Here is a 12520-nt window from a genome sequence, read left to right as displayed (position 1 = left end):
TATATAAATAGATCTAAAATATAATAGACATACCATGATAGTAATAATATTTTTAGTAAATATTGAATTAAAGTTACTATTATTAAAAGAATACTTCGGTTAATAAATATTTAACTATTCTATATGTCTGTGTTATATTTTTAATTTACTTATCCTACTATTTTAAAGTATAAGTAATATTTTCAGGAATATTGTGTGGCAATATCAATTTTAGGTGCTGGTGCATGGGGTACAGCAATCGCAATTTCATTAGATAGTAAGAAAGATGTGATTTTGTGGACTCACAATGAAACTACATTTGAATCAATCAACGGGAAAAGAGAAAGTGACAAGCTACCCGGTTGTCGAATTTCTGATAATGTGTCAGTAAAATTGGCTATTGAAGACACAATTAATGCTTCAGTAACAATCCTCGCTGTTCCCACTCAGTCTCTGAGGAAGGTATGTCAGCAATTGCATAATTGTAATCTGAAAAAAGATGTAGCAATAATTTTAGCTTGTAAGGGAATAGAAAAGTCTACATTAAAATTACCTAGTGAAATAGTAAATGAAATTTTACCTAACAATCCTATTGCTATTTTTTCAGGTCCTAGCTTTGCTGTAGAAGTTGCAAGAAAATTACCCTATTCAATGGTTCTTGCATGCCAAAATAACACATTAGGTTCAAAGCTAGTATCAGAGCTGCAACAAGAAAATGTTAAATTGGAGTTTAGTAACGACATTATAGGAGTACAGATTTGTGCAGCGTTAAAGAACGTTTTTGCTATAGCGTGTGGGATTGTTCTAGGTAGTAAACTTGGGTTTAATGCTCATGCAGCATTGATTACGAAAAGTATGAGCGAAATTAAGGCTTTATACTCAGCAAAAATTGGTGACGGTAGTGTGGATATAAATACACTACTTGGGCCAGCATGTCTGGGTGACCTAATTATGACATGCACATCCTTGAATTCAAGAAACTTATCTTTTGGGTTTAAAATAGGTAATAGTGACAATGGCTTTAATGTTCAGCAGATTTTGTCAGAAGGCAAGTCAGTGATTGAAGGTTTTAGCACTGCTGAGTCCATATTTAATTTAGCAGGAAAGCTAAAGATAAAAATGCCTATATGTGAAGCGGTCTATAGATTATTGTATGAAAGCGCCTCTATAGAGGATACTATTTCTGTTCTTATAAGTTAATTTTGTATTTGGATATATTGTGAAATTTTTATATAAATTAATATCAACGTGGTGGCTGTCTGGAACAGTAAAAAAAATGCCAGGTACTGTGGGTAGTTTGGCTTCTTTTCCGCTTGTTCCTGTAATCCTGAGCAACAAAATTTTAGGTGCAGCAATTATTTCTTTTTTATTCTTAATTGGATTATGGTCTACAGGTAATTATATAAAACATTACAAGACTTCATGTGATCCAAAAGAGGTAGTAATTGACGAAGTGGTTGGTCAATTGCTGACGATACTTTTAGTTTCGATATTGTTAAGCCAAGAGATGAATTGTTCTTCATTGTTGTTGTGCTTTTTTTCTTTTAGGTTTTTTGATATAATAAAAACGTGGCCTATAAATTTAATCGATAAAAATACCAAAGGTCCTTTAGGTATTATGCTAGATGACGTTATAGCTGCAATTTTAGCCTGTGTTCTTATAGGAGCCTTTTATTGTTTATTGTTGGTGTATGCAGGATAAAAAAATTTATTATTCAAGCTTAATTGTTCAAAATCTAAAGGATTATATACTGTACACAGCGAATTTATCTGAGTGGGAAGTACACGATGAATTTGATAACATCATATTTACAATAAATGGTACCAGGGAGTCATTATTTAATTTTGTGTTCTGTGGAGATCAATGTACCGAGCTTTCTATACAAAAAACTCTAGATTATCTCAGAACAAGAGATATAGAAGCAACATGGGTAATAAATTCACATATGAAAATAAGAGATATTTTAGAAAAGTGTGAAATAAAACACGTTAGCACACCAAAAAAAGCTTTACTTAATATGAAAAATTACTTTTTACCTGCTGATGTTATTCCAAACTTGAGGTTAAATGCTGTGAATGGTAGCAACCTCTTAGAACAGTTAGATCTACACACTTCTAAAATTTTTTATCATGGCGTTGGAATTGTCAGCACATTTTTTCGCGGATTATCAAATTATGATGATAAGAACTCAAGATTAAGATTTTTTCTTGTAACACTAAATAATGAAATTATTGGGACATGCGGTCTTTATGTTCAAGATAGCGTAGCTGGTTTTTATAGTGATGGAGTTTTACCAATTTACAGGAATCGTGGAATAGGTACCCAAATGGTTTTAGAAAGAATAAAGATAGCTAAACAGCTTGAATGCAAATATATAGTAGCACATTGTATGAAATCTTCTGTGAACCTTTATAAGAGATTGGGCTTTCAAATGTTAGGCAATCTTTACTTATATACCTCTTCAGCATAATTCTGAGCGGTTACAAATTTTTACATTTGTTTTAAAAGTGCTATGTTTTTTTTGTATGAAGTGGTTTTAATATTGATTCTAATATTATTCTTTCTCTCTTATTCTAAATTAAAAATTAGTAATAAGATTAAGAACTTACAGCATCAAAATGTTATCATAAATAATTTAATTGATACTGTGAATGATGGGTTTTATATTTGGGATGCAAAAAAACGTATAGAAAAGTTCTCTCCCAATTTACTAATTTTGCTTAATACTGTTTTTTACTCATTTAATGAGTTTGTGAATTTTTTTGAGCAATCAGAAAGCTTAATCAAAAATTTTGTTGAGGCAAAGGAAATAAATAAATCTTTTACTCTAGATTTAAAGTCAAAAGACAGTGAGGTTTATTGCATATGTTACGGTAGAAGCATAATAGATGATTCTAACAATGTGATAGGTGTGCTGTTATGGATAAGGAATGTCTCAGACTGTAAGATAAAGGCTAACGGACTTGAGTTAGAAAATAGTAAGCTTACACAGGAAGTGGAGAGCTATAAAAACGTTTTCAACTCTTTACCATTTCCAATACTAAGATATAACAAGAGTAGAAAGGTGGAATTTTATAACTTGTTTTATGATAAATATGTAGATGGTTCTAAGAAATTTGCTATTACCGGTAGCGCTCATAGCACAAAACCAGGAAGACATGTCATAACTTATAAGAACGAACCTAAGGTTTTCGATTTTGTTAAAATTCCAATACAAGGTTCTGGTAGCATAGTAATGTATGGGAAAGATGTTAGTGATGCAGAGAAATTATATACTGAATTAAACAGTTATTTAGCTACACAGAAAAATTTGCTTGAGAGGTTACCGGTTGCTATAGTAATATATAGTAAGAATCAAAAGCTAAAATTTTATAATAATGCTTTTATAAAAACCTTTCAATTTGACCCAAAATTTTTGGCATCTTACCCAACTTATCACGAAGTTATGCTTTACCTCTTCGAATCTAAAAAGCTTTTAGAAAAAGAGGATTTTCAAACTATTAGTAACCAAAGACATGAGTTGTTCAAAAAATTATTTGAATCGTACGATGATACGATGCACTTCACAAACGGAAAAGCGTTCAGGGTATTAACAATACCCTACGCTTCGGAAGGTTTGCTGTTCTCTTACGAAGAATGCAAAAGATAATACTTAAACTCCTTCTCTCTCTACCATGAGCTGTTTTACTTTCGCTATTGCTCTTGCTGGATTAAGTCCTTTAGGACAAGTTTTTGTGCAATTCATTATTGTATGACAACGATACAACTTGAATGGGTCGTTTAAAACATCAAGTCTTTCACCTGTCTTATTATCACGGCTGTCAGCAATCCATCTGTAAGCTTGTAATAGTATTGCTGGTCCTAAAAATTTATCACTATTCCACCAGTAGCTTGGGCAACCAGTCGAACAGCAAGCACATAATATACAGTCGGACAAGCCATCTAATTTTTTTCTATCTTCAGAAGATTGAGAGTATTCTTTATTTGGTAGGGCAGGCTTATCTGCTTGTAACCAAGGTTTAATTGATTTGTATTGCTCATAAAATTGGCTCAAATCCGAGACTAGGTCCTTTATTACATACATGTGAGGTAATGGATATATTTTTACGTCACCTTTTATATCATGTATAGATCTAGTACATGCAAGAGTATTGGTTCCGTCAATATTCATGGCACAAGATCCACATATGCCTTCTCTACAAGAACGTCTGAAAGTTAAAGTCGAATCTATTTCATCCTTTATTTTTATTAATGCATCAAGTACCATAGGGCCACAACTATCCATATCAATAAAAAATGTGTCTATTCTAGGGTTTTTCTCGTCATCAGCAGACCAACGGTAAATTTGAAATCTTCTGATGTTTTTTGCTCTAGCAGGAATAGGATAAATTTTGCCCTTTTGATTAATTTTAGAATTCTTTGGCAAAGAAAACTGAACCATATCACTTACCTTTTATTGTTTATAGCTAAAACCCTTTGTAGATAACATATTTTATTATCATCTACTATATTTTTATTAAATTCCTTTTAAATCGCACACATATTGTAGCCAAGCGAAGCTAAAATCTCTCTTTCTAGATTTTTCATTATAATTTCTTCATCTTTTTTTTGGTGATCATAACCAAGTAAATGCAGTAATCCATGCACTAACATGTGTGCAATGTGAGCAAGAATGGGTATATAATACTCATGCGATTCTCTTTTTATTGTGTCTATTGAAATTGCTATGTCTCCTAAATCGCACTCATTAGACAATTGTTCATACGGAAATGATAGTACGTTAGTTGGCTTATCCATTTCTCTAAATTTTAAATTAAGTTGATGTAGCAAGTCATCATCAGCCAGAGCTATTGATATATTTGGTTTATAGTGGTCTATTTTTAATTCTTTTAGAGAAGCATTGATGACACCTAATACAAAATTTTTAGGATTTTCTATAATGCTGCACCATTTCTTGTCAAGAATATTTACTTCTAACATGAGTGACACATCAGTAAGGGTGTCATGCAAATAGCTGACACTGGAATCCAAAAAAGAAGAGTTATAGACCCTTGTGTCATGTACACAACTGTACGAATATTGTACACTAGAAGGATGTCATCCCAGTGCCTAGACACTGGGATCCAGGAATTTTGATTAGACATCAAGTTAGTGAATATAAAAGTAGCTAATCTTATATTAAAACACAACGGCTTTAATGTGGTTACATTAAGGCTGGATTCCAGTGTCAAGCACTGGAATGACACCTTTGTGTTTGATGCAAAATCGGCTATAACGTTTAATGCACTGCCTTCGAGACAAATATTCATACAGCTGTGCGTTGTGTGCTGAGATGACATCATTTAGGAACTGAAATGACAGGTATTACACATCACTCATCCTTATTATTTCATTCCATTCAATTTCCGAAACTGGGGCAATTGATAAACGTGGTTGTTTTAATATAGTCATATTTTTCAAAAGTGGGTTTTGTTTTATATTATTTAACGTTACTTGGTTATTTAAAGGTTTCAAAAACTTTACATTCACTAATCCGAACTTGGGATCATTAACATGATAATACTCTTTAAATACTTCAACGGTTCCAAGTATTGCTTTCTCTTTACCTGTATGATAAAAAAACGCAAGATCGCTTGCTTTCATAATTTTCATGTAATTTTGAGCTTGATAATTGCGCACACCATCCCACTCAACTACCTGCTCCTTTTCCATTTTTTGCCATGAGTATTCACTTGGCTCTGACTTAAGTAGCCAAAATTGCATTATTTTTTTCTTCTTAAGTAAGCTGGTATATCATAGATATTGCTGCCCCACTTAGCTCCTTCGCTTACCTGTTCAGCTGGTTTTGTTTCCAGTGTTTTGTCTTGTGTACTTTCACTTTGACTATATGGCCACTTAAATTTCTCTTTCTCTGAGTCTTCGCTCTGACTTATAGGTGAAGTTTCTGATTTATTATTGCGACCATCAATGCCAGTTGCAAGAACAGAAACTCTAACTCTTCCCTCCATCGCTTGATCAAAAGTAGCACCAAATATTATATTTGCATTTTCATCTACTTCTTCACGCACTCTATTGGCTGCAGCATCAACTTCAAACAGAGTCATATCTCCGCCACCAGTAATGTTAATTAATATTCCTTGCGCACCTTTCATTGATACATTATCAAGCAATGGATTAGATATTGCAGCCTCTGCAGCACTAATTGCTCTATCTTCTCCTTCTGCCTCTCCGGTGCCGATCATCGCTTTGCCCATCTCGCTCATTACTGTTTCTATATCAGCGAAGTCAAGATTGATAAGCCCTGGCATGACCATCAAGTCAGTTACTCCTCTGATGCCAATGTGCAGAACATTATCAGCAAGTTTAAATGCATCAGAAAATGTAGTTTTTTCATTTGCAATTCTAAATAAATTCTGATTTGGAATGACAATAAGTGTATCCACGTATTTTTGCAGTTCTTCAAGTCCAAGCTCTGCAATGCGCATACGGCGCACACCTTCAAAACCGAACGGTTTAGTTACAACTCCAACAGTCAATATCTTTTTTTCTTTTGGCGCTCTATCCTTAACTGCGGCTCTTGCTTCTCTGGCTGCTTTTGCAATTACCGGTGCTGCACCGGTTCCAGTACCACCGCCCATTCCTGCTGTGATGAAAAGCATATGACTATCTTTTATATGCTCCATAATCTCATCAATTGACTCTTCTGCTGCACCTTTGCCAACATCAGGCAAAGCACCAGCACCAAGCCCCTTAGTTAAATTAATGCCAAGCTGAATTTTTTTATCACATAACGACTTTTCTAGTGCTTGAGCATCGGTATTTGCGACAACAAAATTCACTCCTTGCAAATTAGATTGGATCATGTTATTCACAGCATTTCCACCAGCACCACCCACTCCCACAACGGTAATCCTTGGGTGCAATATAGGTAACTCCGGCAGACTAAGATCAATAGACATTTAAATTACTCAAATTTAGCGAATTCACTTGATAATAAGTTACCGCTTTTTTAATAATATGCAAATACTTTTCACTTCTATAGGCGTAAACAGTAAACGGGATTTACTTATTCTTAACATTTATACTAATAAGTGCCGTTAATTATAATAACTAGATTCTTAGATGACATCACTTAACCGATGCAAAAAATAGAAAACGTTTATAAAAAGGGACAGAAACCTATCCCTTTTTATTTTGTTAAAGATTATTAGCTTCCTTATCTTTCTCTTCCCCTTTCAATGCTTCAACCGCAACATCTTTTAATTTTGAGGCAATTTGATATGTTCCATAAAGAACAGCAGCTGCAGCAATTGCCATTATGGCACCCGCAACTATCTGACCAGCAACACCTGTTCCGATAAATCCAGGTAATGAAGCAGCTATTGCTTGATTTGTTCCAACAAAGTAACTGGCAGTCTTAGCAAGAAACCCAGAAGCTTCTGCTGCACTAACAAAGCCTGCTTTCATATGCATTGCTGTAAAGACAACACTTGCAACTGCAAGCGGAAATAATGCTGTTCTCCCTTTATTATGCATAGCGTACTGACCAGCTCCACCAGCAGCACCAGGAATTCCCCAGTATTTTTCAGCTCGTATATATCCTTTTGAAATAGCATGAAAAATGCCATCCCCTTTTCTATACTCATAATTTGTTAATGCCATAACTCTACTCCTTAAATAGAATGTTAAAATTTCATTAAGGAAGCATATAGTAAAAAAAATTGCCTGTCAAGTAAACTAATTTTTTAATATACCTTTATTCTGTAATTGAGCGCTTCAGCAATGTGTGCTCTTTTTACTTCTTCACTTTTTGCAAGATCTGCAATAGTTCTTGCAACTTTTAATACGCGTGTGTAGCCTCGATTGGAAATGTAATTTTCTTTCAGTACGTATTTTAGCAATTCTAACCCTGCCTGATCTGGTTCAGTAAATTTATTAAATGCTTCACCGCTTACTTCTGAATTGCAACGAATATTTAATTCACTATAGCGCTCAGTTTGAACTTTTCTTGCTGCTATCACTCTTTCTCTTATGATTTTAGTACTTTCTCCCTCCACAGAGATTTCAGGAGAGAGTATGCTAACGTTTGGCATTTCAATGCATATGTCTATTCTATCAAGCAATGGGCCTGATATTTTGTTTTTGTAATCTGTGCCACACTTTGGAGCTTTGTTGCACGATCTGCTTGCATCACCTAAATAACCGCACCTGCAAGGGTTCATTGCAGCAATCAGTTGAAAATTTGCAGGGTAGGTTATGTGAGCATTTGCCCTTGCAACGGTAACTTTTCTATCTTCAAGTGGTTGGCGCAGAGAATCAAGCACAAGTCTTGGAAATTCTGGCAACTCATCAAGGAATAACACGCCATTGTGAGCCATGGTAATTTCTCCAGGTTTTGCATTCTTTCCTCCCCCTATCATCGCTGGCATAGAGCATGAATGATGAGGTTCACGAAAGGGACGAGTTACTTTGAATATTTCATTACCAGTTTTTGTTATGCTGGAAATAATATTAACATCAATCATCTCCTGTTCGGTTAAATCAGGCAGCAATCCTATAAAGCGCTTAGCAAGCATTGATTTTCCAGTACCAGGAGGGCCAACAAGAAGCATATTATGCCCACCTGCTGCTGCAATTTCAGCTGCTCTTTTTGCAACAACTTGGCCTTTGATATCCTTCATATCGGGAACCAATCTTTTTTCTTTGGGTGCATCACTATAATTAAAAATTACTGGCTGAATTAATTGCTCACCCTTAAAGTGTCTGATAATATCAGTTAATTTCTCTATAGCCAGAATTGAAACATTCTTCACCCATACAGCTTCTACACCATTTCCTCTCGGGCAAATTACTCCTTTATTGTCCTTTTTTGCATTAATTGCTGTTGGCAGCACACCTGAAACTGGAATAACTCTGCTATCAAGAGCCAGTTCACCCATGATTATATAAGACTGAACTTTTTCAACTGGTATCACATTCATTACAACAAGTAGTCCAATAGCCAAGTCATAATGACTGCCTTCTTTCAGCAAATCCGCAGGGGAGAGATTAACTGTAATTCTTTTTGGAGGTAGTAGTAGATTGATTGAATTTAACGCTGCTCTGATGCGTTCTTTGGATTCCGCAACAGTTTTATCTGGCAATCCAACAATATTAAAAGCTGGAATACCATTTGCCATATGAATTTGTGCATTGACATTTACTGTGCTAATTCCCTGAAGCGCAACGGTATTTATATTTGCAATCATAATATATTATATAAAATTGTTAATACAATATATTAAAGAAGCGATGAAGTAAAGGCTACAGCAATTAAAGATGGCTTAACTTAGCAAAAAAGTGTAGTATTCTATCACTTTGCTGATTACAAATGTTTATAAGGATAATCACTTTTTTCTTACTATATTCAAGTACGGCTTTTTGTAGTGATTGTAATTTTAATTTACCATACTGTGGGCTCAGTTGTAATCTAGATCTATCATATAGAAATTTAAGTAATATAAAAAAATTATTGAATAACGACGATAAGTTTGTTGCGCTTACGTTTGATGATGGACCTTCCAACAATAGAATAAACGATATTATTAATGTTCTGGAAAGCTATGAAGCAAAAGCAACATTTTTTGTGCTTGGTGAACGTATAAATGAAAAAACGTCTGAAATAGTAAAGAAAATTCATGAATCAGGTCATGAGTTAGGTAATCACTCTTGGTCGCATAGGAAGTTGACATCACTTTCAAGTGAGGAACAATTGCAAGAATTGGAAAAGACAAATACAGCAATTAAAAATGCAATAAAACAAGATGTAAAATGGTTTCGTCCGCCATATGGATGTTATGACGATAATCTGATTGAAAATACTGATCAATTAAATATGTATTCAATATTATGGACAGTTGATTCGCTAGATTGGCAAGGTGATAAGCCAGAAACTTTAGTTGAAAGAGTTTTAAGTAATGTACATAATGGAGCAGTTATACTGTTTCATGATCACAATAACAGGTCAAACACAATTGAAGCTTTACCTCATATTATTAAAATACTAAAAAAATCAGGTTATAAGTTTGTGACCTTAAGTGAGTGGGAAAAAAGGGTTTGTAATACGGTAAAAGCCAGAAGTGTAACAATAAAAGAGGGGAAAAAAGTGTGTTTTGAAGGAATGTTATGTGGACAAAAAACAAAGTCTTTAACCGCAGAGCATTCATATTAGGTGGTATTCAGCTTACCATTTCTGCGGTTTTTAGTTGCAGGTTATATAATTTACAAATACGAAACAGACAAAAGTACGAAGCACTATCTAATAGTAATAGAATAAGAGTTGCTACTATTATGCCTAAGCGGGGCAAAATTTTAGATAGGAATAGCATTGAACTTGCGGTAAACAAAATTTCGTATGTTGTTTTGTTTGATGGTTCTGGTAAGGAAGTTGATTTGCAGACATTATCAGAAGTCGAGTCTAAAATAGCAAAATCGTCAGAAAAAATAACTGCTCTTTATAAACGTTATTACCCGTTTGGTTCAATGTGTTCTCATGTAATCGGATATACAAAAAGACAGCAAGGCATAAGCGAAGTAGGAATCAGCGGTATTGAATATACATATGATCATATATTGAAAGGCAAGTCAGGAAAATCTGAGCAGGAAATAAATTCTAAAAAACGCGTCATAAAAGAATTATCAAGCATACCACAACAAGACGGACAAGATGTACAACTGACAATTGATATTAATCTGCAAGAGAAAACCGCAGAGGTATTTAAAGATCACCAAGGCTCCGCAGTGGTAATTGATGTAAATAATGGAGAAATTTTAGCATTATATAATTCACCTTCTTACGATAATAATCTTTTTGCTAGCAGGCTATCAAATGAGACTTGGGAGAGCTTGAATGCTCCTTCATTGCCGCTCGTGAATCGTGCGTTATCATATCAAATTCCACCTGGTTCAATATTTAAAATAATAGTTGCGCTTGCAGCTTTAAAAGATGGAATAATAACACCAGAAGAAAAATTCTCGTGTAAGGGCTATATGAAAATAGGCGAGCGGAAATTTCGTTGCCTGAAAAGCAAAGTCCATGGATATGTATCTTTAAATGAGGCAATGGCATTATCATGCAACACTTACTTTTATAATATAGGAAAAAAAATAAGTGTAGACTCTCTAGTAGAAATGGCCAGAAAATTTGGTATTGGAAGTGGGCCACTGATTGGAACGTTTAAAGAAGAAGCTCCAGGGTTGTTGCCAGATAGAGATTGGCGTACACGAAAGCTATATTCGCAGTGGTATTTAGGTGACACTATCAACTTAGTTATAGGACAAGGGTATATGCTTACAACACCACTACAGCTTGCAGTTCTTGCAGCGAGGATTGCAACAGGAAAAGAGGTAATTCCCCGCATTAAGATGAATGAAACGATACAAGATTTTCCCGATATTGATGTGGATTGTGAGCATCTTAGCATAGTTCGAAAAGCTATGTTTGATGTGGTGAATTCTAAAACTGGAACCTATAAGAAAGGGCTAAGCGGTATACAAATTGCCGGTAAAACCGGTACACCAGAGATAAACTCTAAGGGTGAAAGTCATAAGTTATTTATCGCTTATGGCCCTTACCATAACCCGCGCTATGCAATCTCTGTGTTTATAGAACACGGCAAAGCCCCACGCCAAGATGTTGCTATAGCTAATGAAATATTTCAGTATATGCTTGAAACTATGAGTATTAAACTTCTTGCATAACCATATAACAAACTTTTATTGGGAATAGAAACGAAAAAACTTACTTGACAAACCTCGCCAGCCCCCTTATCATAAAACTGAAGCTATTTATTTATCTTCGCAATCTGCAGATTAAAACGACAAAGGGAACTTTGTATTTGGCGTAAATCATGCTTAATTTTTTGCACTATGTGCACCTCATGTCTTTATAAAACTTCTGGGTTTCTACCTATACAAGCCGAAACGCGCTTATAAAGCGTTTAAGACATCAAAAGACGTCAAATAGAACAAGGGAGAATTTGAATACTAGCTACCCTAGGTTCTCTTTGCCTTTTTTTCTGCTTAGTAAATTTCTTAAACATTTAAACTAAGGTGAGTTGCATTTAAAAGCAGCTAAATTGCAGTGTTTAAGACTTAAAAAACGCCAATACTGAAAATAGACAATGACTAGGGTTTCTTTTGCCTTTTTTTTCGTTTGGTAAATTTCTTAATGTTTATGGCTAAACGACAACCGTCATCCCGCTGCTTGTTAGCGGGATCTCTTGTTAGCGCCGCGGTGGTATGACGTAGGATTGTTGTCATTCCGCTACTTGTTAGCGGCTGAGATACCGCGAATGAATCGCGGTATGACGGTGTAGATGATGGTTAAGTAATTCGTCATCCCGCTGCTTGTTAGCGGGATCTCTTGTTAGCGCCGCGGTGGTATGACGTAGGATTGTTGTCATTCCGCTACTTGTTAGCGGCTGAGATACCGCGAATGAATCGCGGTATGACGGTGTAGATGATGGTTAAGTAATTCGTCATCCCGCTACGTGTTAGCGG

13 protein-coding genes are annotated in these 12520 nt (G+C 35.0%); 7 read left to right on the top strand and 6 right to left on the bottom strand.

The window, feature by feature from the left end; translation table 11 throughout:
- Positions 1-195: 195 nt before the first annotated feature.
- From OOK89_RS04940 to OOK89_RS04925, 4 genes are read left to right on the top strand one after another with little or no spacing between them, the layout of a single operon-like run.
- Positions 196-1179, top strand: a complete 984-nt coding sequence (locus OOK89_RS04940; protein WP_151807959.1) for an NAD(P)H-dependent glycerol-3-phosphate dehydrogenase — start codon at positions 196-198, stop codon at positions 1177-1179.
- A gap of 19 nt (positions 1180-1198) precedes the next feature.
- Positions 1199-1681, top strand: coding sequence for a phosphatidylglycerophosphatase A family protein (locus OOK89_RS04935; RefSeq protein WP_006279290.1), 483 nt, complete (start codon positions 1199-1201; stop codon positions 1679-1681).
- Positions 1671-2450, top strand: a complete 780-nt coding sequence (locus tag OOK89_RS04930) for a GNAT family N-acetyltransferase (RefSeq protein ID WP_006280097.1) — start codon at positions 1671-1673, stop codon at positions 2448-2450. Before OOK89_RS04935 ends, OOK89_RS04930 begins: the two co-directional genes overlap by 11 nt.
- 42 nt (positions 2451-2492) lie before the next feature.
- Positions 2493-3629 carry a hypothetical protein gene (locus OOK89_RS04925; RefSeq protein ID WP_010962793.1) on the top strand — a complete coding sequence of 379 codons (1137 nt, stop codon included), beginning with the start codon at positions 2493-2495 and terminating at the stop codon, positions 3627-3629.
- A 3-nt stretch (positions 3630-3632) separates the two neighbouring features.
- Here OOK89_RS04925 and OOK89_RS04920 read toward each other — a convergent pair whose 3' ends face one another.
- A complete protein-coding gene (locus tag OOK89_RS04920; protein ID WP_010082472.1) occupies positions 3633-4421 on the bottom strand; it encodes a succinate dehydrogenase iron-sulfur subunit in 789 nt (262 codons plus the stop codon).
- A gap of 86 nt (positions 4422-4507) precedes the next feature.
- The gene (gene ybeY, locus OOK89_RS04915) at positions 4508-4960 is read right to left on the bottom strand and encodes an rRNA maturation RNase YbeY (protein ID WP_010082473.1); all 453 of its coding nucleotides are present in this window, start codon (positions 4958-4960) and stop codon (positions 4508-4510) included.
- Between the two features lie 24 nt (positions 4961-4984).
- On the opposite strand from ybeY, the gene OOK89_RS06535 reads away from it, so the two are divergent.
- Positions 4985-5116: a hypothetical protein gene (locus OOK89_RS06535; protein WP_259348783.1), complete on the top strand. Its 132-nt coding sequence runs from the start codon at positions 4985-4987 to the stop codon at positions 5114-5116.
- Between the two features lie 228 nt (positions 5117-5344).
- On the opposite strand, the gene OOK89_RS04905 is transcribed toward OOK89_RS06535, so the two are convergent.
- The 4 genes from OOK89_RS04905 to OOK89_RS04890 form a co-directional block, all read right to left on the bottom strand.
- Positions 5345-5743 (bottom strand): EVE domain-containing protein, encoded by a 399-nt coding sequence (locus tag OOK89_RS04905; protein ID WP_264718862.1) that lies wholly within the window; start codon positions 5741-5743, stop codon positions 5345-5347.
- A complete protein-coding gene (ftsZ, locus tag OOK89_RS04900; RefSeq protein WP_010962790.1) occupies positions 5743-6939 on the bottom strand; it encodes a cell division protein FtsZ in 1197 nt (398 codons plus the stop codon). The genes OOK89_RS04905 and ftsZ overlap by 1 nt, the downstream gene beginning before the upstream one ends.
- 238 nt (positions 6940-7177) lie before the next feature.
- Positions 7178-7642 (bottom strand): hypothetical protein, encoded by a 465-nt coding sequence (locus tag OOK89_RS04895; protein WP_264718860.1) that lies wholly within the window; start codon positions 7640-7642, stop codon positions 7178-7180.
- Positions 7643-7725: 83 nt separating this feature from the next.
- Positions 7726-9228: a YifB family Mg chelatase-like AAA ATPase gene (locus OOK89_RS04890; RefSeq protein WP_264718858.1), complete on the bottom strand. Its 1503-nt coding sequence runs from the start codon at positions 9226-9228 to the stop codon at positions 7726-7728.
- A gap of 122 nt (positions 9229-9350) precedes the next feature.
- Here OOK89_RS04890 and OOK89_RS04885 point away from each other — a divergent pair, with 122 nt between their 5' ends.
- Positions 9351-10190, top strand: coding sequence for a polysaccharide deacetylase family protein (locus OOK89_RS04885; protein WP_065106681.1), 840 nt, complete (start codon positions 9351-9353; stop codon positions 10188-10190).
- Entirely contained in the window at positions 10145-11719 is a 1575-nt protein-coding gene (locus OOK89_RS04880; RefSeq protein WP_151807964.1) for a penicillin-binding transpeptidase domain-containing protein, read from the top strand. The genes OOK89_RS04885 and OOK89_RS04880 overlap by 46 nt, the downstream gene beginning before the upstream one ends.
- Positions 11720-12520: the final 801 nt, after the last annotated feature.

Source organism: Wolbachia endosymbiont (group A) of Lasioglossum morio (assembly GCF_947250585.1).
In the GTDB taxonomy this organism is placed as follows: domain Bacteria; phylum Pseudomonadota; class Alphaproteobacteria; order Rickettsiales; family Anaplasmataceae; genus Wolbachia; species Wolbachia pipientis.
The sequence above is the reverse complement of the archived record's forward strand: the minus strand, read 5'-3'. Positions and strand labels throughout refer to the sequence as shown.

What these genes read in the sequence shown, in the direction of transcription:
- ybeY (WP_010082473.1), bottom strand. Translation starts at nt 4,960, where the DNA reads ATGTTAGAAGTAAATATTCTTGACAAGAAATGGTGCAGCATTATAGAA.
- OOK89_RS04930 (WP_006280097.1), top strand. Translation starts at nt 1,671, where the DNA reads ATGCAGGATAAAAAAATTTATTATTCAAGCTTAATTGTTCAAAATCTA.
- OOK89_RS04885 (WP_065106681.1), top strand. Translation starts at nt 9,351, where the DNA reads ATGTTTATAAGGATAATCACTTTTTTCTTACTATATTCAAGTACGGCT.
- ftsZ (WP_010962790.1), bottom strand. Translation starts at nt 6,939, where the DNA reads ATGTCTATTGATCTTAGTCTGCCGGAGTTACCTATATTGCACCCAAGG.
- OOK89_RS04880 (WP_151807964.1), top strand. Translation starts at nt 10,145, where the DNA reads ATGTGGACAAAAAACAAAGTCTTTAACCGCAGAGCATTCATATTAGGT.
- OOK89_RS06535 (WP_259348783.1), top strand. Translation starts at nt 4,985, where the DNA reads ATGCAAATAGCTGACACTGGAATCCAAAAAAGAAGAGTTATAGACCCT.
- OOK89_RS04905 (WP_264718862.1), bottom strand. Translation starts at nt 5,743, where the DNA reads ATGCAATTTTGGCTACTTAAGTCAGAGCCAAGTGAATACTCATGGCAA.
- OOK89_RS04890 (WP_264718858.1), bottom strand. Translation starts at nt 9,228, where the DNA reads ATGATTGCAAATATAAATACCGTTGCGCTTCAGGGAATTAGCACAGTA.
- OOK89_RS04895 (WP_264718860.1), bottom strand. Translation starts at nt 7,642, where the DNA reads ATGGCATTAACAAATTATGAGTATAGAAAAGGGGATGGCATTTTTCAT.
- OOK89_RS04925 (WP_010962793.1), top strand. Translation starts at nt 2,493, where the DNA reads ATGTTTTTTTTGTATGAAGTGGTTTTAATATTGATTCTAATATTATTC.
- OOK89_RS04920 (WP_010082472.1), bottom strand. Translation starts at nt 4,421, where the DNA reads ATGGTTCAGTTTTCTTTGCCAAAGAATTCTAAAATTAATCAAAAGGGC.